Below are 26,008 nucleotides of genomic sequence, written 5' to 3' on the forward strand. Positions count from 1 at the left end.
CTAGATAAGCCAGAACCTATACGCAGCCCGGTGTGTCGCCCACAACCAGGGGTCAAACCACCCACGAGAACGTCACAAGAGCCTAACTTTGATGCGTTAATCGTTGACGACCGCGCAACTCTTGTATCATCGCCGCACTTTGCAGAAGGGTGGACGAACGCGGCCGAACTCTGCCAAAATCCTGCCAAAGTCCGGCCAGAATCCGCTGCATAATCTCTGCCCGCGGATGTTCGACCGGGCAAATCCACGGCTCTGGATACCGTCACCGATTCCGGTACGGGTCGGCTGTCGCGGGAAAGCGTCCGGGGTTCCGTGTCGCTTCGTTCGAAGTCGTCGATGCACCAGCTCACCTGTAGTGACCGAAACACCTCTCACGTCGCAGTGCGGTCTGGTGGACGAGGCCCCGCAGACGCACTATCGATATATTTCAGGGTCTCCTGACGTTTTCGTGGGTGGTTTAGCGTCCGGGAAGCGGCGGGCATAACCCGCCGCGGGTGAGCATTGCCATGGCTATCAACGCTTCTGGGCTGTGAAAGCCGTACGACCTGCGGGTCAAGGCCCGTAGGTGGGTGTTGGTGGCCTCGGATTGGGCGTTGCTCATGTGGTGGATCAGGGTGTTCCAAATCAGCTGCTGGAACCGCTTCAACGTTGCGGCCAGGGCGATGAACCCGGGCAGTTGGGAGCGGCGGGCCCAGGCGATCCAGCCGGCCAACAGTTCACGGCCGGCCTGGCCCTTGACCTGGAACACCGCGCGCAGTTGCTCCTTCAGCAGATACGCCCGATACAGATGCCGGTTGGTCTGGGCGATCGAGGCGAGGGACCCGCGTTGCTCCGGGGACAGGTCCGCCGGGTTTTTCAGCAATGCCCAGCGGCTGCCCTTCACCGACGACGCCTGCGCAGAGCTACTCCTACCCCGCAGCGTGTTCCACGTCTGACGACGGACCTTGTCCAACTCCCGGGTGGCCCACCCCACGATATGAAACGGATCCAATCCCAGCACCGCCTGCGGCGCGCGGGCCGTCACGGTGTCGTGGATCCACTGCGCCCCGTCGGCCGAGACGTGCGTCAACGCCGCCGCCCGTTCTGGGCCGAGCTCGTCGAAGAACCGACCCAGGGTGTCGCTGTTGCGGCCCGGTGCGGCCCACACCAATCTGCCGGAGTCTTGATCGACCACGCACGTCAGATACCGCTGGCCTTTGCGGTGGGAGATTTCATCGATGCCGATCCGCTGCAGCCCCGCGAGCACGTCCCGGCCGGCCAAACCGTCGGCGACGACGTGCTCGATGATTGCGCTCACGTGCCGCCACGACGTCCGCATCAACTGCGCCACCACCGACGAAGCGGTGTGCGCCGCCAACCACGCGCACTGGTCCTCAAACGCTCGGGTTGCCCGCGCGCCGGGTCGGGCCCACGGCACCGCCGCGACGACCACCCCGTGCGTCCGGCAGTTCACCCGCGGAGCCGCAGCCTGCAGGAATACCATCGTCGACCCCCAGTCCAGCGACCGCCACCGCCGGGTTCCGCCGCCCTGGTCATAGCCCGGCCGTCTACGCCGGCATCGACTGCACCTACTCCGGGCGCCCTTCGTCGCACGCACCGAAACGACCAGCACCTGCCGGTCGTCGGCCTCCTCCCACGCCACATCGCACACCTGCAGTTGCTCGACACCGAGCAGCTTTCGCCATATCGTTACACCGCGCACACCGTGCTCCTGGATAGTGACTGACCCTAGATAAGCCAGAACCTATACGCAGCCCGGTGTGTCGCCCACAACCAGGGGTCAAACCACCCACGAGAACGTCACAAGAGCCATATTTCAGGCGGCAAACCCGGGTTTGTTGTGATTTTTCCGACTTGCATGCGCCATGATGGTTGTCTCACGTTCATTCGAGTCGAAAGGCCTCGTCATGGCTCAGGTCACCAATGTCAAACTCCTCGATGATCTCGACGGCGGCAAAGCCGTGGAGACCGTCTCCTTCGGCGTCGACGGGGTCGGCTACGAAATCGACCTCAGCCTCAAGAACGCAAAGGCCCTCCGCAAGGCGCTGGCCGAGTTCGTCTCCGTCGGGCGTCAGGTGAAGGCGCCCTCCAGTGGGTCTCCGCGCACCGCCTCCCGGGGTAGGGCTGCTGGTCCCGATGCCGCAACCGTGCGGGCGTGGGCGCACGAGAACGCCGTTCCGGTATCGGTTCGGGGTCGTGTTTCTGCCGAGGTGCGCGCTCAGTACCTGGAAGCCAACAGCCAGTAATCGCGAACCGCCGACATATCGTCGGCCTGCCGTATCGGTGTTGCCGGGTGATCTCGCCCACGCCGACATCGGTCACCGGGATCGATCACCGCGTCGATCAGATGTTCGCCAACGAACACGGAGGCCCTCGGGTTCCCCGGGGACCGGAATATCTCCCGGCCGGTAATCTCCCCGAAATACGGGGTAGCTTTCAGGTTCGGCACCGTCACGGTGGGTGCCGCAACACCTCAAGCTAGTAGCGGCCCCGGTTGGAGAAGAAACCTTGACGATCACCTCGAGTGGGATCAGCACCAGAATCATTCCCAGAGATGCGGCTGGGCTCCAGACCCGTCTGCTCATGGACCTCGAGCCGGTCGTCGAAGAGAACCTCAACCGTCATCTTTCCGTTTTCAAGGACTGGATGCCGCACGACTACATCCCGTGGAGCCAGGGCCGGGATTTCCAGATGCTGGGCGGTCAGGACTGGTCGCTCGAGGATTCGCGCCTGGATCCGACGGCCCGGACGGCGATGATCGTCAATCTCCTGACCGAGGACAACCTGCCCTCCTACCACCGCGAGATCGCCACTCGTTTCGGGCGTGACGGCGCCTGGGGCCAGTGGGTCGGACGATGGACCGCCGAGGAGGGTCGGCACGGTATCGCCCTGCGCGACTACCTGGTGGTCACCCGAGGTGTCGACCCGGTCGAGCTGGAGAACCTGCGGATCGCCCACATGACCGCCGGCTACGACTCCGGGGACAAGTCGGTGCTGCAGACCGTCGCCTACGTCTCCTTCCAGGAACTGGCGACCAGGGTCTCGCACCGCAATACCGGCAAGGCGTCCGGCGATCCGCTGGCCGAGGCGCTGCTGGCCAGGATCGCCCTCGACGAGAACCTGCACATGATCTTCTACCGGAATCTGGTTGCCGCCGCCTTCGACATGGCACCGGACGCGACCATGGAGGCGATCCGCGACGAGGTCGTCGGGTTCGCGATGCCGGGCGCGAACATGCCCGGTTACACGCGCAACGCTGTGACGATCGCAAAGGCCGGTATATACGACCTGCGGCTGCACCACGACGCCGTGGTCCAGCCCGTCCTGAAGTTCTGGCGTGTCTTCGACCGTGCCGACCTCGGGCCCGCCGGCGAACAGGCGCGCGACGAGCTGTCGGCGTTCATGACGGGCCTCGACGCCCAGGCGAACCGGTTCGTCGAGCAGCGCGAGACCATGCGCGCGCGGATGGCCGCCAAGGCCGCCAGGTAGACCTGGCCCGGATGCCCGGCCCGGCCGGTGGCGACCTCTGTGCCCGATCCGCCGGCGACGGTAGCTTTGGCGGCATGACGAGTCCGCATCCGTTCGCCGCCGGGGCGGCGCCGGCAGCGCGTACCGGCGTTCTCACGCTCCCATCGGCGGTGCGGCAATGGCGCGAGGACTCCGCTGCCTGGCTGCGGGTCGACGACCCGGACGGGGCCGCGAATCTGGCGGCCCGCAAGACCTCGACGGAACTGCCAAGGGTGGTGGTCGTCGGTGAGACGAACCGCGGTAAGTCGTCGCTGGTCAACGCGCTGCTGGGGGTCGCGGGCCTCTCCCCGGTCGATGCCGGGACGGCCACCTGCACCTATCTGGTCTTCACCCACGCTGCGACCCCGTACACGGTGGCCAGGTTCGGCGGCGGGATGGCCGACATCGCCTTCCCGCCCAAGGATCTGCGCGCCTGGGCGACGGTGGACGGCGAGCCCGATATCGACATCCCACCGCCGCGATGGATCGAGGTGGGTCTGCCGTCGGCGTTGACCTCGGTGATGACGGTGGTGGACACGCCCGGTGTCGGCGGTCTCGTCGCCGCGCACGCCGAGCTCGCGGCCGAGGCTGCGGCGTCGGCGGCCGCGCTGGTGTTCGTGGTCGACGCCTCGGCCCCGTTCGCCAGAGGCGAGCTCGACTTCCTCGCGCGCGTGTCCGACCGGGTCGAGGCCGTCCACTTCGTGGTCACCAAGACCGATGCCTACCGCGGCTGGCGGGAGATCGTCGAGGCCGATCGGCTGCTGCTGGCCCGGCATGCGCCACGTTTCTCCGCGGCCCACTTCCATCCGGTCTCCTCCAGGCTGGCCGAGGCGGCCGCCGCCCAGGCCGATCCGAACATCGCCGAGATGCTGCTGAACCAGTCGGGGGTCGTCCAGCTGCGCGCGGTGTTGCAGGCAGAGGTGGCTGCGGCCGCGGAGATGGTGTCAGAGTCGAACATCCTGCGCACCGGCGTCACCGTGCTGGCCGGGGCCATGGTCAAGCTGGAGGGTCGACGTCGGGCCCTGACCACCGGTGCCGCCGAGGCCGATCTGCTGAAGCGGCGCCGCGAGGAGCTGCTGGGCCGGCGGAAGGCCGGCACCCGGGGGTGGCAGGTGATGCTCCGGGCCGAGATCCAGCGTGCCCGAGTGGATCTGACCCACGAGACCGCCCGCGAGGTCAGGGAGGCCTCGCAGATCTTCCGCGCGTCGATCGACGCGGCGGACAACAACGAGCTGAAGAACATGGCCTTCCACATCGATGCCTACGCGCAGGCGATGACGGCCAGGGCGCACCGCCGCCTGATCGAGGCGATGGGCCGCATCTGTCACACCGTGTTGGCTGAACTGTTCACGCCGCAGGAGATGACGGTCCTGGTCTCCCAACTGGCCACCCGTCCGTACGCCGCGCTGGTCACCAGGCCGCCGGACCGGAGCAAGAACGTCGACGACACGATCATGACGTTGTCCGGTGCCAGCATGGGCTTCTCGCTCTCCCGCCTGATCACCATGGTGCCCGCGGCGGCCCTGCCGGCCGCCTTCGGCATCGCGATGGCGCCGGTCTCCATCGTGCTGGGCGGCGCAGCGGCCTTCTACATGATGAAATCCCGTCGCCGGGTGGCCGACAAGGGTCACCTCAAGCAGTGGCTGATGGAGGTCCTCGGGGAGGCCAAGGCCCAGATCGACCAGAACATCGCCGAGCAGTTCATCGAGGCGGACGAACAGCTGACCCTGGCTCTCGACGATGCGCTGACCCGGCAGGTCGCGGCGTTGGACAACGAGATCAGGGCGGTCGACGGGGCGTTGAAGCTCGACGCCACCGAGCGGGCCGGTCGCCTGCGTGCGCTGGACGAGCGCCGGGCCGCCGGAACCGCAGTGATCAACGCCGGAGAGGCTGTGCTGCAACGGATCCGGGCGACCCGGACGGGAGCCGCGGCCCCGGTTGAGACGAACTTCGGCCTGATCGACCGAGGTCCGGTCGCGCCCTCGTCGGGCCTCGCGGTGCCGGCCGTCGGGCCGCGTGCCATCCGACTGCCGGCCGGGCTGCCCGAACTCGTCGTCCGACAGCAGCGCGGCGGGCCACCCGACCCCGGGTGGCAGCCACCGACCGGGTCGGCCCCGGCCCCGCCCGTCAGGTCCCCGTTCGAAGGTCTGAACCTGTCCGCACTGCGCGCGGCGGTGCGGGATCCGGTCGTCGCCGCGGGTGCCGGGGGTGCCGCGGGTGCCGCCGGTGCCGCGGGTGCCGCCGGCGCTGGAGACCCGGCGGGCGAATCCGTCCGGCCGCCATCCCGGGAACCCCCGTCGCTCTGATCCCGCCGATCGGGAACGGCCGGGCGGAGGTTCTCGGCCCCGGGAACCGAATTCGTGCTCCGCGAGTCGGACGGGAACGCCGTCATCGCACGACAGCGTCACGACAACGCACGACAGAGCAACGGGAGCGCGATCATGTTCACCGATTCGGACCTGTCCGACGAACCCCTGCAGGGGGCGGACGGACTGTCGTTCGGCGACCAGGGTGCGGCGTCCCACGACGACCTGGCGGCCGATCCGCACGACCACCTGTCGGCCGATCCGCACGACCACCTGTCGGCCGACCACCTCGGCGACGGTCTACCCCGGTACCCGGGGGTCGGGGGCGGCGCCGTGGCGGCGCACGGCAGGGCCGCCCCCGAAGGCCCGGACATCGTCTACACCGGCGCCGACGGCACCAGGACCGATCTCGGGGCCCCCACCGAGGACCTCGACGGGGACGGCGTGCCGGAATCGCTGGCGGTCCGGACCGACCAGGGCGATGTGCTCGTCCTGTCCGACACCGATGCGGACGGACACCCCGACCAGCTGATCCAGGTCGACGCCCAGACCGGCGAGGCGACCTGGGCCGTTCCGGACGGTCACGGCGGGTGGGATGTGGTGCAGACCGGGCACGTTGCCCACGACGGCACCTTCGTGGTCGACCACCCGCAGCAGCCGGTGGCGGACCCGCCGACCCACGTCCAGCCGGTCCACCCCGGCGGGCCCGGCAGTCCCACCGCGCTTCCCGGCAGTCCCACTGCGCATCCCGGCGACCCCGGTGCGCATCCCGGCGACGTGGAGGTCGAGGTGTCCGGACGGTCGTTCGACGCCGGCCAGGCGACCATCGACACCGATGGCGATGGGGTACCCGATACGGTCAGGGTCGCCGGCCCCGGTGGGTCGACGCTGTACTACCAGGACACCAACGGTGACGGGGTTGCCGACCGGGCCTGGACCACGGACGCCGCCGGTCACCTGACGGCCGACTACACGCTGGACCCCGGCGGCAACTGGGTCACGGTCCCCGGCCGGACGCCCTGACCAGCGGGGTCGGTGGAGCCGCACCGGGATGCATTGCCCGGCCCGACCGGGAACCGAACGTCAGCCGTCGCCGTCACATCCGCGCCGTACCCCCCCAAGAGCCGCAAGGAGCGCCCCATGGAATTCGACACCGGTCCCGACGTGCAGCCCGGACACGACATCACCGTGGGCTCGGGTAGCTCGGCGCAGGATCTGGGCCAGGCCACCTACGACTCGGATCACGACGGGGTCGCCGATTCGGTGATCGTCTTCGAAGGCGACCACGAGTACATCATCACCGATGCCGATCACGACGGCCACGCGGACGCGATGCACGTCTACGACGCCGACGGCCGGGAGGTCGACCCCAGCACCGGTGCCCCGGTCGCCGGCTCCTCGGGTGCCGGAACCACCCCCAACACCGGAACCACTGCCAACACCGGTACCACCACCAATACCGGTACCACCTCGGACACCGGGACCACTTCCCACACCGGCACGTCCTCGGGCGGCGCTGCCACCGGACACGACCTGACGGTGACCGGTGACGACGGGTCCGCCCATTCGCTGGACGCCCCGACCGTCGACATCAACCAGGACGGCTCACCGGACACGGCGGTCGTGCACAACACCGACGGTTCGGTGACCGCCTACACCGACCGCGACGGCGACGGCAGGGCCGACCAGATCACCCAGATCGGTGCCGACGGCAAAGTGGTGATCGCGGTCCACGGCGCGGGCGGCGAGTGGGAGGTTTCCACCACCGGGCACCTGGACGCCTCTGGCCACCTCGTCCCCGACAGCACCCCGAACACCGCGGCCGGGCTGAACCCCTCCGACAGCGACGGTGTCACCACCGGCCACCCGAGCACGGGGACGGCTTCCCACCCGGGCACGACGGGCGCTGCCGGCACCGGCACCGAGCCGGTCCCGGCCGGCGCGCCGATCAGCGGAAACGCTCCCGCCGGCGACATCACCTTCACCGACGGCGGCAAGAACTACGACCTCGGCCATCCGACCACCGACATCAACGGCGACGGGACCCCGGACACCGTCGTGACCCACCTCCCGGACGGCACGGTCGTCGGGTACTCCGACACGGACGGCGACGGCGCCGCCGATCAGGTGACCCGGATCTCGCCGGATGGACACGTGGTGATCGGCGTCTCGGACGGGCACGGCGGGTGGCACCAGGCGGCCACCGGCCGCCTCGATCACGACGGCAAGTTCGTGCCGGACGGGTCCACGTCCGGGGTCCCCGCGGCTAGGGCGTGTCCCGCGGATCTTGGAGGTCGGTTCCGACAGACTCTGATTTGTGCAGAATCGTCATGATTTGTCGGATGAGCAGTGGGCCCGGTTGGAGCCTTTGCTACCGGATCGGACCCCGATTCGGGGTGGTCGGTGGGTCGATCACCGCAGGGTCGTCGACGGGGTGCTGTGGCGGACCAGGTCCGGTTCGGCGTGGCGGGATCTCCCGGAGTGTTACGGCAATTGGAAGACGGTGTACAACCGGCATCGTCGCTGGTCAGGGGACGGTACCTGGCAGCGGGTGCTGTCGATGCTGCGGGCGGACTGCGATCACGGCGATGTCGGTGAGTGGGCGTTGGGGGTGGATGCGACGGTGATCCGGGCGCATCACCACGCGGCAGGTGCCCGGCACGAACCGCCGAAGGACATCCCCGCCGCCGTCCTTGCCAGCGTCGTGTTGGAGGCTCCGATCAAGGCCCTCAAAGACACAGGGGGCACTATCGAACTACAAGAATTCTGCGGATCGGCCGCCGCCGGTCGTTGATCGGGAGGGTTTGGGGCGTAGCCGCGGCGGGGTGACGACGAAGATCCACATGGCGGCTGATTCGAAGTGTCGGCCGGTGGGGCGGGTCATCTCGGCTGGTCAGCGGCATGACGCGTTGGCGTTCACCGCGGTGCTGGCCGATATTCGGATCGTGCGCGGCCGTGATGGGCGGCCTAGGACCCGACCGGATCGGGTGTTGGCGGACAAGGCGTATTCCAGCGGCAGAATCCGTAAGTCGTTGCGGCGTAGGGGTATCAAGGCGACCATCCCGGAGCCGGTGAACCAGATCAACGGTCGCCTGTCCAAGGGTTCCCGTGGTGGTCGGCCACCCAAATTCGACAAGGAAATCTACAAGGACCGCAACACCGTGGAGCGGACGTTCAACCGGCTACGCGGCTACCGCGCGGTCGCCACCCGGTATGACAAACGGGAGTTCGTCTACCGAGGCACCGTCGACGTCGCCAGCATCGGAATCTGGCTCAGGCATCTAACGGAGAACGATCCACGGGACACGCCCTAGCCCGGCGACCGGCTGACCGGCGACGCCGCGCTTCGAGCCTGGATCGTCTCGTCATACAGTGTCGGACGTGCCACTCGATCCCGCCCCCGCCCCCGCCGTCCGCACCGTCGATCAGGATTTCCTGGACCTCCCGCTGCGACTGCTGTCCGATGCCGCACTCTCGGCGGCCACCTCCGCCGGGGCCTCGTTCGCCGACTTCCGCTTCGAGCGGTTGATGACCGGGTCCCTGAGCCTGCGCGACACCGCCGTGCAGTCCGCGGTCGATTCGGTGACGACCGGGTTCGCGGTCCGCGTGATCGTGGACGGCACCTGGGGTTTCGCGGCCGCGGTCGTGCCGACCCCCGAGGTGGCGGCGCGCACCGCACGGCAGGCGGTGGCGGTGGCCAGGGCGCTGGCCGGCGTCGTCGCCGAGCGGGTCGAGCGCGCCGACGAGCCCGTCCACCGCGACGTCACGTGGGTCAGCTCGTACTCGATCGACCCGTTCTCGGTACCGACCCAGGACAAGGTGGCCCTGCTGCTCGATCGCTCGGAGCGACTGCTGGCCGCCGACGGCGTCTCGCACGCCAGAGCGGGCCTCCTGTCGGTGAAGGAGAACAAGTTCTACGCCGACACGGCCGGCACGACCACCACCCAGCAGCGCGTCCGGTTGGAACCGACCCTGTCCGCGGTTGCGGTCGACTCCGACTCGGGCGGGTTCGAATCGATGTCCTCGCTGACGCCGCCCGTGGGTCGGGGCTACGAGTACCTGACCGACGGCACGTGGGATTTCGATGCCGAGATCGCCTCCCTGCCGGTGGATCTCGCGGAGAAGGTGAAAGCGCCGTCGATCGAGGCCGGTCGGTACGACCTGGTCATCGATCCGACCAACCTCTGGCTGACCATCCACGAGTCGATCGGTCACGCGACCGAGTACGACCGGGCGATCGGCTACGAAGCCGCCTATGCCGGAACGTCTTTCGCCACGCCGGACCAACTCGGCACGCTGAAGTACGGTTCGCCGGTGATGAATGTCGTCGGGGACCGGACCGTCGAGCACGGCCTGGCCACCATCGGCTACGACGACGACGGGGTGGCCGGCCAGTCCTGGGATCTGATCAACTCCGGTGTGCTCACCGGTTATCAGCTGGACCGCGTGTTCGCGCGCCGGCTGGGACTCCAGCGTTCCAACGGCTGCGCCCACGCCGATTCGCCGTCCCACCAGCCGCTCCAGCGGATGGCGAACGTGTCGCTGCTGCCCGATCCGGCCGGGGGATCCACCCTCGACCTGATCGGCGGCATCGACGAAGGCATCTACGTCGTCGGCGACAAGTCCTGGTCGATCGACATGCAGCGGTACAACTTCCAGTTCACGGGGCAACGGTTCTATCGCATCTCCGGGGGTGAGATCATCGGCCAGGTCAAGGATGTCGCCTATCAGGCGACCACCACCGACTTCTGGGGGGCGATGGACGCCGTCGGTGGTCCTGAGACCTACCTACTGGGCGGTGCTTTCAACTGCGGAAAGGGCCAACCCGGCCAGGTGGCCGCGGTCTCGCATGGCTGCCCGTCCGCCCGCTTCCGCGGCATCTCCATCCTCAACACCGTCTCCGAAGGTGCCGCATGAACGCCCCCGGCCTCGTCCGCAACGTCCTGACACCCGACCAGATCGTCGAGACTGCGCTGGCCGCCTCGCTGGCCGACGGCTGCATCGTCGTGGTGACCGCCGAGAGCACCGCCAACGTCCGGTGGGCGAACAACACCGTGACCACCAGCGGGGTGTCGGACACCCTGTCCTGGTTCGTCATCTCCGTCGTGGGCGGTGCCTCGGCGACTGTCAACGCGTCGGTCTCCGCCGCCTCCGGCGCCGCGGCCGTCATCGAGGTGGTCCGGCAGTCCGAGTTCGAGGCGGCCGCCTCGGCGTCGGCCGGCCCGGCGCAGGATCGCGCCGACCTGGTCACCCCGGAGCAGGCGGGCGGCTCCGACACCGGATTCTCGCTGCCCGGTGAGGGCACGTCGTTCGACGTCTACTCGCGACTGCTGGCCGATCTGGCCGCAGCCTTCGACGGTGCCCGTTCGCAGGAACGCCTGCTGTTCGGGTTCGCCCGGCACGAGGTGCACACCATGTACCTGGGGACCTCCACCGGAGTCCGTCGCCGCTGGGTCCAGCCCACCGGCGCCGTCGAGGTCAACGCCAAATCGGCGGACCTGTCCAGGTCCGCGTGGGTGGGCGCCTCGACCAGCGACTTCCGTGACGTCGACCTGCTGCAGCTCACCGACGGCCTCACCCGGCGGCTGGACTGGGCCCGCCGGTCGATCGATCTGCCACCGGGCCGCTACGACACCGTGCTGCCCCCGACGGCGGTCGCCGACTTCATGGTCTTCCTGGCCTGGTCCGCCGGTGCGCGGTCCGCCTACGAGGGTCACTCCGCCTTCGCGGCACCCGGCGGTGGTACCCGGATCGGAGAGCGTCTGACCGATCTCCCGCTGTCCCTCTACTCGGACCCGGCCTACCGGGGACAGGAGGCCGCGCCGTTCGTCGTCGCCGGGTCGTCCTCGGAGGACTCCTCCGTCTTCGACAACGGAGCCAGGATCGATCGGACCGACGTGATCGACGGCGGGGTGATCGTCAACCTGATCCACACCCGGGCGCTGGCGGCCGAGAAGGGCACGCCCTTCCGGGCTCTCGCGGACAACCTGATCCTGGACGGCGGTGACGAGGGGACTGCTACCGAGGATCTCGTCCGCGGCGTCGATCGCGGCCTGTTGGTGACTTCGCAGTGGTACCTGCGAGTCGTGGACCCGATGACGTTGCTGATGACGGGCCTGACCCGGGACGGGGTGTTCCTCGTCGAAAAGGGCGAGATCACCGGTGCGGTGAACAACTTCCGGTTCAACATGTCGCCGCTCGACGTCCTGCGGCAGGCTTCCGCAGTCGGGCGGACGCAGCCGGGACTGTCCCGGGAGTGGAGTGACTACTTCACCCGCTCGGCCATGCCACCCGTCCGGGTCGACGGGTTCAACATGTCGTCGGTGTCCAAGGCGCAGTAGTCGTCGATCGTGACGATCGAGGCACGCGTGATGTCGGATTTCTGAGCACAACGGTTCAATATCCAACAATGTCGAACAATTGTGTGTGCCATCACGTGTTCTGAATCGATCTCTTTTACGATCAAGTGGCGCGCACCTCATCGGAAAACCGGCGAATAGGTAGCCCCGGTGGCTAATGTCGTCGGAATCCTCTCCGGTAATGGCCGGATGCCGTCGGGATTTCCCGTCGGGCGTCCTCGACCGAACCGGTGCAATCGAACGAAAATCAACAGGAGATGGTGTCGATGACCGCCGTTGTCAAACCGCCCCTCGAACACCTGCTCACCCGCCCGACCGCGTCACCCGGGCGCACCCGGCTGGCCGGCCTGCCGAGCCTGCTGGACCGGAGGCCGCAGCCCGTCGCGACCGACGAGGCATTGCTGGCCTGGGTCGCCGAGGTCGCCGAACTGACCGAACCCGAGCGGGTGGTCTGGGTCGACGGGTCCGACGCGGAGTACAAGGCGATGACGGACAAGCTGGTGGAGGCCGGGACCTTCGTCCGACTCCAGGGCAAGCCGAACTCCTTCTACTGCGCATCCGACCCGAGCGACGTCGCCAGGGTGGAGGACCGCACCTTCATCTGCTCGGTGGCCGAGAAGGACGCCGGGGCCACCAACAACTGGATGGACCCGGCCGAGATGAAGGCCGTCATGACGGAGCTGTACCGCGGCAGCATGCGCGGGCGGACGCTGTACGTCGTGCCGTTCTGCATGGGCCCCTACGACGCGGACATCCCGATGCTCGGCGTCGAGATCACCGATTCGGAGTACGTCGTCACGTCCATGCGGGTGATGACGCGGGTGGGCACCGCCGCCCTGGAGCTGATCAACTCCGGCGCGCCCTGGGTCAAGGCGCTGCACTCGGTGGGCGCTCCCCTGGCCGACGGGCAGGTGGACGTGGCCTGGCCGTGCAACGACACCAAGTACATCACCCAGTTCCCGGAGGAGCGGACCATCTGGTCCTACGGTTCCGGCTACGGCGGAAACGCGTTGCTGGGCAAGAAGTGCTACTCGCTGCGGATCGCCTCCGCCATCGCCCGCGACGAGGGCTGGCTCGCCGAGCACATGCTGATCCTGAAGCTGACGTCGCCGAGCAAGGCCGTCCACTACGTCGCCGCCGCGTTCCCCAGCGCCTGCGGCAAGACCAACCTCGCGATGCTCCAGCCCACGATCCCCGGGTGGGAGGTCCAGACGTTGGGTGACGACATCGCCTGGATGCGCTTCGGTGACGACGGCCGCCTGTACGCGATCAATCCGGAGTTCGGCCTCTTCGGCGTCGCGCCGGGTACCGGCTGGGCCACCAATCCGAATGCGATGACGGCCATCGCGGCCGGCAACTCGGTCTTCACCAACGTCGCCCTGACCGATGACGGCGACGTCTGGTGGGAAGGCATGACGAAGGAGCCGCCGGCTCACCTGACCGACTGGAAGGGCCGCGACTGGACCCCGTCCGGACTGGACGCCGACGGCCACCAGCTCGAGTCGGCCGGTCAGCCGGCCGCCCACCCGAACTCCCGGTTCTGCACACCGATCACCCAATGCCCGATCCTGGCGCCGGAGTTCGACGCCCCGGGCGGCGTACCGATCTCGGCGGTCCTGTTCGGAGGGCGCCGCAAGACCACCATCCCGCTCGTCGCGCAGGCCCGCGACTGGGCGCACGGGGTGTTCATGGGTGCAACGCTCTCGTCGGAGACGACGGCCGCGGCGACCGGCGCAGTAGGCGTCGTCCGGCGCGACCCGATGGCGATGCTGCCGTTCATCGGCTACGACGCCGGCGACTACTTCAAGCACTGGGCCGACCTGGGCGACCGGGCCGATGCCGACAAGTTACCGGCCGTCTTCTACGTCAATTGGTTCAGGCGGGCGGCCGACGGCGGCTTCCTGTGGCCGGGCTTCGGCGAGAACTCGCGGGTGCTGAAGTGGGTCGTCGACCGGCTGGAGGGCGAGGCCGACGCCGTCGACACCCCGATCGGTCTGGTACCGGCCCCCGGCGGCCTGGACATCGACGGCCTTGACGTGACGCCGGAGGACATCGCCGCAGCCCTGGCGATCGACACGGAGGAATGGAAGAGGGAGCTGCCGCTCATCGACGAGTGGTTCGACTTCATCGGGGAGACCGTGCCGGCTTCGCTGCACACCCAGCTGGACATCCTCAAGGCTCGCCTCGGCCTCGCCTGAGCCGCGCTGGACTGCCGCCGGCCCCGTCGCGCTGATCAACTTCGCCCGCGCTGATCAACTTGGCCCGTTTGGGGCTGGTGTGACAGGAGTCGACGAGTTCGTCAGCGCCGTCGAAGTTGATCAGCGCGGGTGGGCCCAGCTTCGCCGCGCGCCGGTCGGTCGCCGCGCGCCGGTCGGTCGCCGCGCGCCGGTCGGTCGCCGCGTGTTGGTCAGCGGCCGCGTTGAACAGTTGCGGTCGCGTCAGTCGGTTGCGGCCGCGTCAGTCGATGACGGCGGCGGCCCGGGCGGCGCGGCGGCGCTTCGCCGAACGTCGCAGCAGGACGAACGCGAGGATCCCGAGAATCACCGGCGCCAGGCGCTTGAGGACCGGGGCACCGGCCGTCTGGATCAGGTTGATCGGTTCGGGCGCCGGGCCGGTGGGTACCCGGTGTGCCCCGACCGAGCGGTAGGGCTCCGTCGAGCCGCTCGCCGCCACGGCCTCGGTCGCGGCGGTGACCTCGGCTGCGACCTCGTCGGGATTGACCTCCATCAGGAGTTCGGCCCCACCGGAGGTGCGGCCGGCGAGCTGGGTGGAGACCGCATCTGCGAACTGGCCGATCATCTTGTTGCCGACCTCGACCATGACGCCGCGCCCGAACTGCGCCGGGCGTCCGGTGATCGAGAGCGTGGTGACCAGATCGACCGCCGTCCGGCTCGGCGAGATGGCGGTGGCGGTCGCCGTCACGAGCATGGCCGCGGTGGAGGCCGATCTCGCGGCGTTGCCGGACGCCTCGATCTTGGCGCGGTGCGCCACCGGATCCTTCTCGACGATCGTGGCCTTGCCCCTGTAGGTCAGCTGGATCGGGCCGAGCTTGATCTTGACCGATCCGGTGAAGCTGTCGCCGTCCACCGTCTCGAGCGTGGCGCCCGGAAAGCACGGTCCGACCTTCTCCATGTCGAGCAGCGTGTTCCAGGCAGTTTCGATGCCCACCGGCACCTCGAATCGGTGTTCCAGCTCCATGGTCAACCTCCGTCGTCAGCAAACATTGCGCCAAGCCGGAAACCTCGGCCGCCCTCGTTGGCCGCTCCGCTGCCTGTGATCGTAGGGCGGGAGCGGGTGTGCTGCGAGGAGAGGGTGTTCCGGCATGCGATATTCGGTCCTCCGATGGTCGGAGGTGGCCTGGATCACGGGACCGTTCGATCCATGCCAGTATCTGAAGGTACTTCCCGCTTCCCGGCCATCTCACCCGGCGGCGCGGAAGCGGAACGCAATGCTGACCGTCAACGCCGACTTCGGTGGCGCAGCGGCTCCACCCATGGGCCGGTCCACCACTGCTGCTCGGCGCCCAACACCCCCCGGCGATCCCGGGGGACGGGACCCAATCGACGAGGAGATGCACCGGTGGTCAATCAGCAGTGGATCGACAGCCTGACGACGGCGAGAGGCGTGAAGGAACGCGGGGTCACCGGGATCGGTGCCGCTCCCGCCCCGACGACAGCCCCCTCGCCGGACCAGGTGATCGCAGGATTGAAGGCGACGAGCGGCGGTGTGGACCAGATCCAGCTGCTGAGTCCGGAGGGCGAGTACACCCCGCATCCGGACTATCCGCTCGAGATGTCCGCCGAGATGCTGCGCGGCCTGTACCGGGACATGGTGCTGGTACGGCGGTTCGACCGCGAGGGCAACGCGCTGCAACGTCAGGGCCAGCTCTCGATCTGGGTGCCGCTGCTGGGCCAGGAGGCTGCCCAGATCGGCGCCGGCCGGGCGTTGCAGCCGCAGGACATGGCCTTCCCGTCCTATCGCGAACACGGTGTCGCCTGGTGCCGCGGCATCGACCCGACCCAGCTGCTCGGCATCTTCCGGGGCGTCGAGCACACCGGCTGGGATCCGCACGACTACGGCTTCAGCGGCTACTGCATCGTCATCGGCAACCAGGTCATCAACGCGACCGGATATGCCATGGGGCAACGCCTGGACGGAGCGGTCGGTGCGTCGCCGGACGCAGGCCGACCATCCGAGGCCACCATCGCGTTCTTCGGTGACGGCGCCACCAGCCAGGGTGACGTCCACGAGGCGATGGTCTTCGCCGCCGCCTACGACTCGCCGGTCGTCTTCTACTGCCAGAACAACCAGTGGGCGATCTCCGAGCCGGTGGAACGCCAGTCCAGGGTGCCGCTGTTCAACCGGGCCCACGGCTACGGCTTTCCCGGGATCCGGGTGGACGGCAACGACGTGCTGGCCTGCCTCGCCGTCACCAGGTGGGCGATGGACGAGTGCCGGTCCGGGAACGGCCCGGTCCTGGTGGAGGCGTTCACCTTCCGGATGGACGCCCACACGACCTCGGACGACCCGACCCGCTACCGGCAGGCCGACGAGGCGCAGGCCTGGAAGCTGCTCGACCCGATCGAGCGGGTGAAGGTCCACCTGGCCCGCACCGGGATGGCCGATTCCGCCTTCTTCGACTCGGTGGACCGCGAGGCGGACGAACTCGCCGCCCGATTCCGGGCGTTCTGCATCGCGATGGAGGTGCCACCTCCCGAGCGGATCTTCAGTCACGTCTACTCCGAGCCGAATCACCAGATCGAGCAGCAGCAGGCCGAGTTCCTCGGGTATCTGGCCGGCTTCGAGGACGAGGTGTCCGTATGACGACCACCGCGGCCGCCTCGCACACGACGAACGGCACCGGCACCCCGGCCTCGGCGACCCCGGCCTCGGCGACCCCGAGCCCGACGACCCCGAACCCCACGACCCCTAGCCCGACCACGCTGGCCAAGGCCATCAACATGGGTCTGCGGGCCAGCATGGAACGGGACCCGAAGGTCCTGGTCATGGGCGAGGACGTCGGGAAGCTGGGTGGGGTGTTCCGGGTCACCGACGGGCTGCAGAAGGACTTCGGCGAGCACCGCGTGCTGGACACCCCGCTGGCCGAGTCGGGGATCATCGGCACGGCGGTCGGGCTGGCCATGCGCGGCTACCGGCCGGTCGCCGAGATCCAGTTCGACGGGTTCGTCTTCCCGGGCTTCGACCAGATCATCTCGCAGCTGGCGAAGATGACGTTCCGTACGCAGGGCACCGTCCGGATGCCGGTCGTCGTACGCATCCCCTACGGCGGCGGCATCGGCGCGGTCGAACACCACGCCGAGGCGCCGGAGTCGTTCTTCTGCCACATCGCCGGCCTGCGCGTGGTGTCGTGCTCCAACGCCTCGGACGCCTACTTCATGATCCAGGAGGCCATTGCCTGCGACGATCCGGTCGTGTTCTTCGAACCGAAGCGCCGGTACTGGGAGAAGTCCCCGCTCGACGTGGAGACCGATCCGGGGAGCACCTTCTCCTCGGTCGTGCGGCGGCCGGGCACCGACGTCACCGTCGTGTCCTACGGCCCGTCGATGCCGGTGCTGCAGGCGGCCGCCGATGCGGCGGCTACCGAGGGCCGGTCGTTGGAACTGATCGATCTGCGCACGCTGTCGCCGCTCGACCTGGCCCCGGTCCTGGAGTCGGTCCGCAAGACCGGGCATCTGGTGGTCGTCAGCGAGGCCCCGCGGGAGTCGTCGATCACCGGTGACATCGCTGCCCGGGTGATGGAAGAGGCCTTCTACTCGCTGGCCGCGCCGGTGCTGCGGGTGGCCGGGATGGACACGCCGTACCCACCCAGCAAGCTCGAGGAGTACTACCTCCCGGACCTGGACAAGGTCCTGGACGCCGTCGACCGCGTGCTCGCGTACTGAGGGATGGAGGATCACATGCCGAGAATCCGGACATTCCCGATGCCCGACGTCGGGGAGGGCCTCACCGAGGCCGAGATCCTGACGTGGCACGTCAGCGTCGGGGATACGTTGACCGTCAACCAGATCATGGTGGAGATCGAGACGGCGAAGGCAGCCGTCGAGCTCCCGTCGCCGTTCGCGGGCCTGGTGACGGCGCTGCTCGTCGAACCCGGCGTGACGGTTGACGTCGGCACGCCGATCATCAGCATCGACACCGATCCGGGCGGGGTCGAGGTGGCCGATGTCGCTGGTCCCGTTGTTTCGGGTGCTGGAACCGGTTCTGGTGTTGCCGGGGGTGCCGCCGAGGAAGCCGGCGCGAAGATCGGCGAGATGACGGCCGACGGCCGGATCGCCACTCTGGTCGGGTACGTCTCGGCCAGCCCGGGCACCGCGCGCCGGGCCCGGCGGAGCGGAGCGATGCGCACCGTCGACGACCTGGGATTCGACCTCGACCGCATCCCAAAATCAGCGGCTCCGGCTGTCCAGCAGCCGGTGGTGGCCGAGCCGGAGCCCGTGGTGCAGCTGCCGGTGGTGGCCGAGCCGGAGCCGGCGGTGAAGCTGCCGGTGTCGGCTGAGCCGGCTCCCGTGGTGCAGCTGCCGGTGGTCTCGCAACTGGCCCCGAAGGCGACCCCGCCGGTCCGGAAGCTGGCCAAGGATCTCGGGGTCGACCTGATGATGCTCAGCGCCGGTCGGGCGGACGGCGTGATCTCCCGGGCCGAGGTGGAAGCTGCGGCCGCCCCGGCAGAACCGTCGTCACTGGTAGCACCACTGGTAGCACCCTCAGTCGACTCGTATGACGCTCAAGCGTCATACGAGAGGGTGCCCGGTGCTACGAGTGAGCCAGCAGCGGCGGCAGCGGCAGCCGCGCCGGCCGCGCCGGCCGCGCCGACCGTGAAGCCGCGCGAGACCAGGGTCCCGATCAAGGGCATCCGGAAGATGACGGCGCAGGCGATGGTGGCCTCGGCGTTCACCGCTCCACACGTCACCGAATTCCTGACCGTCGACGTCACCCCGATGATGGAACTGCGCGACAAGGTGCGCAAGCGGCCGGAATTCGCGGACGTCAAGGTGAGTCCCCTAGCGTTCGCAGCGTTCGCGGTGTGCCTGGCCTCGCGACGGACGCCCGAGATCAACTCGGTCTGGGACGGTGACGCCGGCGAGATCGTCATCCGGAACTACGTCAACCTCGGGATCGCCGCGGCCACCCCCCGTGGGCTGATCGTCCCGGTGATCGGCGACGCAGACCAGCTCGATCTCCGCGGGATCGCGATGGCGCTCGGCGCGCTCACCGACAAGGCGCGGGCCGGCAGGACCCCGCCGACCGAGATGACCGGCGGCACCTTCACCATCACCAACGTCGGGATCTTCGGCGTGGATACCGGAACGCCGATCATCAATCCGGGGGAGTCGGCGATCCTGGCGATCGGATCGATCAAGGACGCACCCTGGGTGGTCGACGGCCAGCTGGCCGTCCGGAAGGTCTGCCAGCTCTCGCTGTCGTTCGACCATCGGGTGATCGACGGAGAGCAGGGCTCGCAGTTCCTCGCGGATGTCGGGGCACTGCTGGCCGACCCCGGCCTGTCACTCGTGTTCTAGCCTCGTGGACCTTCAGCCGTGAAGCTCAAGCTCGATCTGCACGAGATCTACAACAAGGGACAGGACATCGACCGGGCGCTGCGGGCGATCATCGACGAGGCCGTGGCCAAGAAGGCGCCGCTGGTGGAGATCATCCCGGGCAAGGGAACCGGAGCGCTGAAGAAGCACGTGCTCCGGTTCCTCGCCCAGAAGGAGATCAAGGCGCTCTACCACCGGGTCGAGAAGGACTCCGACAACTTCGGCCGCGTCTTCGTCCACTTCCGCTGGAAATGACGCGCTGGAAATGACGCGCTGGAAATGACGAGGGAACCCCGGTTGCGTCCTGCAGAGTGCTCGCTATCGCGAGCACTCTGCAGGACGTCCGGGGTCTACCGGTGGGCCGGCTGACGCAACAGGCTCGTCATCGTGATCGCCGCAGTCAGGTGGTCGAACACGATCTCGAGCTCGTCGTGCAGGGCCTCGGTGGACGCCCGGGCGCCGATCAGCACCGCGACCTGACGAAGTGCGGCCTCGGCGGACCGGACGTGACCGAGCAGCGTCAGATCCTCGGCGGAGGCCCGGAAGACGGCGAAGCGGCGCTCCATCATCACCTCGATCTGGGCGCAGACCACGGCAGCCGCCGTCGAGAGCGTGATCTCGTTCCGCCCGGGCTCGCTGGTGGCGATGGCGGGCCCGAAGGTCCGCGAGCTGAGGCGGCTCACGTCGAAGAGGTGGCGCTCGATCTTGGCGGTCAGGGTGGTGTTCAAGGCAGTCATCGTGTCAGTCCTGGTGGCGGGGGCAGAGGGCGTGATGCGGGTCGAGATCTGGCCCGACATCAGATAGACGTTCGGAGCCGCCCGCCATCACGCGTGGTCAGGTACCCAAAGTGCGCGGACGTGCAAGCACAACGTGGGCGACACCACTCCGTCGTCAGGGCGTGCCTCTCCGGTCGGGACGTGACTGCTCGTCATGGACGTCGCGAATGGCCGTCCGGGCCTGACAGCATGGAACGCATGATAGATCCGCACTCGGCGCCCCTTCCGCCGCCGGCGACCCCCACGCCGGAACAGCAGTCCCCCGAGCACCAGAACTCGGCCCTGGCCGTGCTCAGAGCCATCGACAACAGGGCCGAACCCGACCTGAAGCGGGCCATCCCCGCCGTCCTGATCACGCTGGTGGCCTTCATCGTGGGCGAGCGGCTGGGCGGCATCGGCCGGACATCGCCCGGCAAGTTCAACCTGTTCGGCCGGGATGTCGTCGTCCAGCCCGGGTACCTGACCATCATCGTCGTGGTGATCGCGCTGGTCTTCGTCCTGGCCGGGGTGATCGCCACCCGCGCGGTCGCGAACGAACTGGCCAGGGTGAGCAACCGCAGGGCCGGAGCGTCGGCGGCGTCGGCGATCCGGCTGATCTGCATCATCGTCGGCTACCTCTCGGTCGGTCTCGGACTGCTCGGGCTGCTGCGGGTGGACCTGGGCAATCTGCTGGTGGGAGGCGCTGTGACGGGTGTCGTGATCGGCATCGCGGCGCAGCAGACGCTGGGAAACTTCTTCGCCGGCCTGGTGCTGCTGTTCGCCCGGCCCTACACCCCGGGTGAGCGGGTCAAGGTGCGGACGGGCGCCCTGGGTGGACCGTTCGAGGGTGTGATCGTCTCGGCCGGCCTGATGTACACGACCATCGAAACCCAGGAGGGACCGGTCCGGATGCCGAACGCCGGTCTGCTCGGCGCGGCCATCGGGCCGGCCCCGGAACCGGTGGAGAAGTCGTCCGACGACCTGGCCGACGAGCCGTTCCACGGCTCCGAAGAGGTCCCTGACGTGATGCCGGCCGAGGCGCCGAAGGCGGCGGGACAGGGGCCGGACGGCCGCGGCCCCAGGTCTGCAGCGGACGGGACCCAACAGCGGTAGGGGTGATGAACGACAGGACGGATGGGGGTGCAGACGCTCTTATGCCGTGGAATCAAAGGCCTGTGATCGGCTTCACCGGCGAATCGGGTAACGACCGGGGTGTCCGGGGCGTCATACAGGGTGTCAAGCATTCAAGACCGGAAGTGCCGGCAGTACAGATCGACCCAGCAAGGACGGAACGACCATGAGCCGCCTCACCAACGCCATCCGCAACAGCCGCGAAGTTTCCCGCAACCGTCGTGCGATCGGCCGCGCCATCGAACGCGCCGCCACCCCGGCCATGCGCGACGAGATCATCCTGATGGCACAACGCCAGGGCTACAACCGCTGAGCGGTGGTGCCGCGTAGTGCCACCGAGTATCCGATCGCGCACTCTGGGTAGAGGGTGCGATCTGCGCCGTTGAGGCCGTTTCGGGTGCGTCAAAGATTGTTGAAGTCTCTTGTAACGCTTCTGAGGTGTCCAGCGACATCACCCATGACCCCGGTTGCTGCCGGACCCCCGACCTGGCAGCCCCCGGGGTCCTTTGCGTTCTCGGCCGGTGACCGCCGAACCGAACGAAATCTCGGTCGCCGGCGCCCCGCCGTCGCGCAAACCCCGATCGTGCCGGCCCGGTGGAGAGCTGCTCTGGCAGACTGGGCCGCGGTGAATCTGCCGGCGTGGCGCCGGGTCTGCGGTGCACGAGCGGGTGTGCGGGCGGTTCGAACTGGGAGGCGTGAGTGATCTCGCGAGAGCTGGCGGTGGCCCTGCGGGATGCGGGTGTCCGCTGGACCCCGGTGATGGGGGACCGGTTCAGCCTGGTCGACGACAACTTCGACGGCGACGTCTTCACCCTCAGCGACATGACGATCGAGGCCCACGGACCCGCAGACGCGCGGGTGCTCGGATTCAACGGCACCACCGAGTGGGCGCTGGACTCGGTAGGTCTGGAGGACGCCCTCTGGTTGCCCCGCGAAGACCAGCTGCGCGAACTGATGGGACCGACCTTCGTCAGCCTGCGGCGAGTCGACGGGGCGGACGGTACCGACCGGACCTACCTCGTGACGGTCCGGCTGCCGCCGAGGCCCGACGAGGAGATCGAGGCCGACTCCGTGGAAGAGGCCTACGCGCTCGGGGCCCTGGCTCGCATCGCCGCGGCCAACGAACGACTCGCGCCGCCGCCACCGGACACGCAGATCGACTGAGCGGCCGGCGGCCCGCGCACTACGCTCGGAGCCGTGCCCGACCATCCCCGCTCCATCCAGATGCTGCACGACAAGATCCTGATCAAGCTGTCCGGTGCGGCCGGTGAGCGCACCTCACGAGGTGGGATCGTCATCCCCGCAACGGCCGAGGTCGCCAAGCGACTGATCTGGGGCGAGGTCCACGGGGTCGGGCAGCACGTCAGATCGGTCAAGCTGGGGGACAGTGTGCTGTTCGACCCCGAGGACCAGTTCGAGGTCGAGGTCGGCGGTGAGACCTACCTCGTGCTGCGCGAGCGCGACCTCCAGGCCGTCGCCAGCGAGGCCGCGGCCGGCGGGGCGGGGCTCTACCTGTGACCGCGGCCAGGATCGACCCCATCGCTGCGAGGTCACCCTCGGAGAACGCGCGCAGAGGGACCACCTCGTCCTGGAGTTCGGGCCTGCCACGCGACGGTTCATCGTGAAGCGGGAGACCTGAACACGAATCTTCCGTCAGGATCCCAGGTGTGTTGTCCTCGACCGGGTCTGGGAGACAATCAGGGATGACCTTCACGCCGCCCGCGGTGGCGCACAGTGCCCGACCGGCGGAATGGGTGACCTCGCGGATCGATGTCTTCGCCGAGCCGTGGGTGAGCGGGATGGTCGGGCCGGACTTCCGGGCCCACGCGCGGATCTTTCATCCGCTGGACGACGGACCGGACGCCCTGCGGTGGGCCGACGTGGCCCGGATCCGGGGGCGGACCATGCATGCGGGCGCGCAGTGGTCCCAGATCAACCCGGCCCCGCCGGAACTGCGTGACGGCCGCAGCTTCCCGGGTGAGCCGCGCACGGGGAACCTGGACGGTGAGGCCTTGACCGCTCTGTGCTCCATCCTGGCGAGCCACACGGACACCCCGGCACGATGCTGGTTCGCGGTGTGGGACGGCTGGGGGTGGCAGCATCCGGGGGGAACCACCCTGGTGCGGTCGACCGATTCGGGTGAGCTACCGCCACCGCCGGAGATGGCACCGCATGGGTGGCAGCTGGATCTCACCGGGCCCACCTTCGCTCTCCCCGGGCGCGGATACCGCTTGTTCGGTGGCCCCGTCGACGCGGCCACCCGGATCGGTCGCTGGGTCACTGCGGACTGGTTCGATCCGCAGTCACCGAGCATTTTCTGGCCTGAGGATCACCGCTGGTGCGTGGCCACCGAGGTCGACGCCGACACCACCTTGATCGGCGGCAGCCGCGCCCTCGTCGACGAGGTCGTCAACTCGCAGTTGCTGGAGGCGCTGCCCATTGCACGGCATGCTTCCCGGCTGGACACGGTCAACCCGTGGTGACGTCGGTGACTGCCGGTCTCAGACGCGCACCTCCTCGATCGTGACCGGACGATGCTCCCGGCGTGACAGGGTGCAGGCCTCGGCGATCAGGCCGACCTCGACCGCATCTGCGATGGTGCACGGCGACGGGCGGATGCCGGCGACCACTTCGGTGAACGCTACGAGTTCGGCGCGGAAGGCCGGCCCCAGCCGGTCCATGAAGAAGTCGTACGGGACACCCGCCGGGAACGTCACACCCGGTTCGACCGATCGCAGCGGCAACCGGTCCTCGAGGCCGACGGCGATGCTGTCCTTGGAACCGTGCACCTCCAGTCGCACGTCGTAGCCGCGCGCGTTGTAACGGGAGTTGGACACCACGGCGATGGTGCCCCCGGACATGGTCAGGATGGCCGAGGCCGTGTCGACGTCCCCGACCTCGGCGAAGTACGGATCGCCCTGATTGCTACCGGTGGCGAACACCTCGACCACCTCCTGGCCGGTGACCCAACGGACCGCGTCGAAGTCGTGGACCGAGCAGTCGCGGAAGATTCCGCCGGAGCCGGCGACGTAGCCGTGCGGCGGCGGTGACGGGTCCAGCGTGGTCGAGCGGACGGTGTGCAGCCAGCCGAGTTCACCGGCGGCGACGGCGGCGCGGGCCACGGCGAAGGCCGGGTCGTACCGACGCGGATAGCCGATCTGCACCGGTACGCCCGATCCGGCCACCGCGGCGAGCACCCGCGCGCTCTCGGAAGCCTCACGGGCCACCGGCTTCTCGCAGAAGACGGGAATCCCGGCCTCCACCGCGGCGACGATCAGGGACGGATGTGCCTCCGTCGCGGCGGCGATCAACACGCCGTCGATCCCGCTGCGCAGCAGAGCTTCCGGGCTGTCTGCCGTCTCGAAGCCGAACCGCTGCGCGACCTGCGCGGTGACCGCAGTCAGTGCATCGGTGACGACGAGGGACTCCACCGTCTCCATCCTGGCGAGGTTCTCCGCATGGTAGGCACCGATCCGGCCGAGGCCGATGAGGCCGAGTCTCACGTGATCACCCTTTCAGCAGGCTGTGCAGGATAACGACTTTCGCGGATTCCGGTGATGGTCAGTCCATTCCGCCGAGTACGTTCTGATCCCAGTCGATGACCGAGCCGGTGACGACACCGCTCCGGTCGGACAGCAGGAACACGGCGAAATCGGCGATCTCGTCCACTTGGCCGAGCTTGCCCATCGGGAGCCGAGCCCCCGCCTTGGCCTGCCAATCGTCCTGTGCGCCATGGAACTGCCGCTGTATGGCGTCCTCGCCCTCGGTCTCGGTCCAGCCGATGTCGAGCCCGTTGATCCGGATGCGGTCGAACCGATGGGCGTGAGCGGCGTTGCGGGTGAGCCCGGCCAGACCCGCCTTGGCGGCCACGTAGGGCGCGAGGTAGGGCTGGCCACCGTGTTCGGAAGAGGAGATGACGTTGAGGATGGTCCCGGAAGCCTTGCGTGAGAGCATGTCCCGCACCGCAGCCTGCATCAGGAAGAACGGTGCGCGCAGATTGATCGCGATGTGGGCGTCGAACAATTCGGGGGTGGTGTCCAGCAGTGTGCCCCTGGTCGTCAGGCCGGCGCAATTGACGAGAGCGTCTACCCGTCCGAACTTCTCGACCGTGGCGCTCACGCTGTCCCGGGCCTGAGCGAGGTCGCTGACGTCGGTCCGGACGAACAGGGCCTGCGCGCCGGCGGCGATCAGCTCGGCGACCAGGGTGTCCCCCGCAGCCCGGTTGCGGCCGGTGACGACCACGGCGCCGCCCTGCTGCGCTGCCGCCCTGGCGATGCCGGCTCCGACCCCCAGCGTGCCACCGCTGACGAGTACCACCTTGTCCTGCAACAACATGTCCTGAAACAACTTCTCGTACATCGGCCTCATTCCAACGGTCGAGGGGATCCAGCGGC

General features: G+C 68.5%; 23 protein-coding genes. 18 read left to right on the top strand and 5 right to left on the bottom strand.

Annotated elements, in window-relative coordinates:
* Positions 1–457: 457 nt before the first annotated feature.
* Positions 458–1,702: an ISL3 family transposase gene (locus tag H7F38_RS06260; protein ID WP_187090721.1), complete on the bottom strand. Its 1,245-nt coding sequence runs from the start codon at positions 1,700–1,702 to the stop codon at positions 458–460.
* 205 nt (positions 1,703–1,907) lie between these two features.
* Here H7F38_RS06260 and H7F38_RS06265 point away from each other — a divergent pair, with 205 nt between their 5' ends.
* The 9 genes from H7F38_RS06265 to H7F38_RS06310 all read left to right on the top strand — a co-directional run bounded on the left by H7F38_RS06265 (position 1,908) and on the right by H7F38_RS06310 (position 14,370).
* Positions 1,908–2,246 (top strand): Lsr2 family protein, encoded by a 339-nt coding sequence (locus H7F38_RS06265; RefSeq protein ID WP_187093328.1) that lies wholly within the window; start codon positions 1,908–1,910, stop codon positions 2,244–2,246.
* 337 nt (positions 2,247–2,583) lie between these two features.
* Positions 2,584–3,489 carry an acyl-ACP desaturase gene (locus tag H7F38_RS06270; RefSeq protein ID WP_187094514.1) on the top strand — a complete coding sequence of 302 codons (906 nt, stop codon included), beginning with the start codon at positions 2,584–2,586 and terminating at the stop codon, positions 3,487–3,489.
* A 74-nt stretch (positions 3,490–3,563) separates the two neighbouring features.
* A complete protein-coding gene (locus H7F38_RS06275; protein WP_187093329.1) occupies positions 3,564–5,813 on the top strand; it encodes a dynamin family protein in 2,250 nt (749 codons plus the stop codon).
* 135 nt (positions 5,814–5,948) lie between these two features.
* Complete coding sequence (locus H7F38_RS06280) at positions 5,949–6,836, top strand: DUF6802 family protein (RefSeq protein WP_187093330.1); 888 nt, start codon at positions 5,949–5,951, stop codon at positions 6,834–6,836.
* Between the two features lie 117 nt (positions 6,837–6,953).
* Entirely contained in the window at positions 6,954–8,147 is a 1,194-nt protein-coding gene (locus tag H7F38_RS06285; protein ID WP_187093331.1) for a DUF6802 family protein, read from the top strand.
* Positions 8,131–9,127, top strand: a protein-coding gene (locus H7F38_RS26515) for an IS5 family transposase (protein WP_370531250.1) whose coding sequence is annotated in 2 segments (ribosomal slippage) — positions 8,131–8,532 and positions 8,534–9,127 — 996 coding nt in all. Because the reading frame shifts where the segments join, the coding sequence is not laid out codon by codon here. The genes H7F38_RS06285 and H7F38_RS26515 overlap by 17 nt, the downstream gene beginning before the upstream one ends.
* Positions 9,128–9,194: 67 nt before the next feature.
* Positions 9,195–10,730 carry a TldD/PmbA family protein gene (locus tag H7F38_RS06300; RefSeq protein ID WP_187093332.1) on the top strand — a complete coding sequence of 512 codons (1,536 nt, stop codon included), beginning with the start codon at positions 9,195–9,197 and terminating at the stop codon, positions 10,728–10,730.
* Positions 10,727–12,154 carry a metallopeptidase TldD-related protein gene (locus tag H7F38_RS06305; protein ID WP_187093333.1) on the top strand — a complete coding sequence of 476 codons (1,428 nt, stop codon included), beginning with the start codon at positions 10,727–10,729 and terminating at the stop codon, positions 12,152–12,154. The genes H7F38_RS06300 and H7F38_RS06305 overlap by 4 nt, the downstream gene beginning before the upstream one ends.
* A 284-nt stretch (positions 12,155–12,438) precedes the next feature.
* Positions 12,439–14,370 carry a phosphoenolpyruvate carboxykinase (GTP) gene (locus H7F38_RS06310; protein WP_187093334.1) on the top strand — a complete coding sequence of 644 codons (1,932 nt, stop codon included), beginning with the start codon at positions 12,439–12,441 and terminating at the stop codon, positions 14,368–14,370.
* A gap of 259 nt (positions 14,371–14,629) precedes the next feature.
* On the opposite strand, the gene H7F38_RS06315 is transcribed toward H7F38_RS06310, so the two are convergent.
* A complete protein-coding gene (locus tag H7F38_RS06315) occupies positions 14,630–15,370 on the bottom strand; it encodes an SRPBCC family protein (protein WP_187093335.1) in 741 nt (246 codons plus the stop codon).
* Between the two features lie 495 nt (positions 15,371–15,865).
* Here H7F38_RS06315 and pdhA point away from each other — a divergent pair, with 495 nt between their 5' ends.
* The 4 genes from pdhA (at position 15,866) to H7F38_RS06335 (ending at position 19,983) form a co-directional block, all read left to right on the top strand.
* Positions 15,866–16,996, top strand: coding sequence for a pyruvate dehydrogenase (acetyl-transferring) E1 component subunit alpha (pdhA, locus tag H7F38_RS06320; protein WP_370531335.1), 1,131 nt, complete (start codon positions 15,866–15,868; stop codon positions 16,994–16,996).
* 137 nt (positions 16,997–17,133) lie between these two features.
* On the top strand, positions 17,134–18,075 hold the full coding sequence (locus tag H7F38_RS06325; RefSeq protein WP_370531336.1) for an alpha-ketoacid dehydrogenase subunit beta: 942 nt from the start codon (positions 17,134–17,136) through the stop codon (positions 18,073–18,075).
* 15 nt (positions 18,076–18,090) lie between these two features.
* Positions 18,091–19,710, top strand: a complete 1,620-nt coding sequence (locus H7F38_RS06330; RefSeq protein ID WP_187093338.1) for a dihydrolipoamide acetyltransferase family protein — start codon at positions 18,091–18,093, stop codon at positions 19,708–19,710.
* A gap of 18 nt (positions 19,711–19,728) precedes the next feature.
* Positions 19,729–19,983, top strand: a complete 255-nt coding sequence (locus tag H7F38_RS06335) for a Smr/MutS family protein (protein WP_187093339.1) — start codon at positions 19,729–19,731, stop codon at positions 19,981–19,983.
* Positions 19,984–20,078: 95 nt separating this feature from the next.
* Here H7F38_RS06335 and H7F38_RS06340 read toward each other — a convergent pair whose 3' ends face one another.
* The gene (locus tag H7F38_RS06340) at positions 20,079–20,465 is read right to left on the bottom strand and encodes a hypothetical protein (RefSeq protein ID WP_187093340.1); all 387 of its coding nucleotides are present in this window, start codon (positions 20,463–20,465) and stop codon (positions 20,079–20,081) included.
* A 237-nt stretch (positions 20,466–20,702) separates the two neighbouring features.
* Between H7F38_RS06340 and H7F38_RS06345 the strand changes: the two genes are divergently transcribed.
* The 5 genes from H7F38_RS06345 (at position 20,703) to H7F38_RS06365 (ending at position 24,097) form a co-directional block, all read left to right on the top strand.
* The gene (locus H7F38_RS06345; RefSeq protein WP_187093341.1) at positions 20,703–21,596 is read left to right on the top strand and encodes a mechanosensitive ion channel family protein; all 894 of its coding nucleotides are present in this window, start codon (positions 20,703–20,705) and stop codon (positions 21,594–21,596) included.
* Positions 21,597–21,780: 184 nt separating this feature from the next.
* The gene (locus tag H7F38_RS06350) at positions 21,781–21,927 is read left to right on the top strand and encodes a hypothetical protein (RefSeq protein WP_187093342.1); all 147 of its coding nucleotides are present in this window, start codon (positions 21,781–21,783) and stop codon (positions 21,925–21,927) included.
* A gap of 386 nt (positions 21,928–22,313) precedes the next feature.
* The gene (locus H7F38_RS06355; RefSeq protein WP_187093343.1) at positions 22,314–22,778 is read left to right on the top strand and encodes a pilus assembly protein CpaE; all 465 of its coding nucleotides are present in this window, start codon (positions 22,314–22,316) and stop codon (positions 22,776–22,778) included.
* A gap of 33 nt (positions 22,779–22,811) precedes the next feature.
* Positions 22,812–23,132: a co-chaperone GroES gene (locus H7F38_RS06360; protein WP_255498258.1), complete on the top strand. Its 321-nt coding sequence runs from the start codon at positions 22,812–22,814 to the stop codon at positions 23,130–23,132.
* A gap of 185 nt (positions 23,133–23,317) precedes the next feature.
* Entirely contained in the window at positions 23,318–24,097 is a 780-nt protein-coding gene (locus H7F38_RS06365; RefSeq protein ID WP_187093344.1) for a hypothetical protein, read from the top strand.
* Between the two features lie 18 nt (positions 24,098–24,115).
* On the opposite strand, the gene H7F38_RS06370 is transcribed toward H7F38_RS06365, so the two are convergent.
* Both H7F38_RS06370 and H7F38_RS06375 read right to left on the bottom strand, forming a co-directional pair.
* Positions 24,116–25,117 (bottom strand): Gfo/Idh/MocA family oxidoreductase, encoded by a 1,002-nt coding sequence (locus H7F38_RS06370; RefSeq protein WP_187093345.1) that lies wholly within the window; start codon positions 25,115–25,117, stop codon positions 24,116–24,118.
* Positions 25,118–25,175: 58 nt separating this feature from the next.
* The gene (locus H7F38_RS06375) at positions 25,176–25,973 is read right to left on the bottom strand and encodes an SDR family oxidoreductase (RefSeq protein WP_222618492.1); all 798 of its coding nucleotides are present in this window, start codon (positions 25,971–25,973) and stop codon (positions 25,176–25,178) included.
* Positions 25,974–26,008: the final 35 nt, after the last annotated feature.

This window comes from Nakamurella sp. PAMC28650 (assembly GCF_014303395.1).
Taxonomy (GTDB): Bacteria; Actinomycetota; Actinomycetes; order Mycobacteriales; family Nakamurellaceae; genus Nakamurella.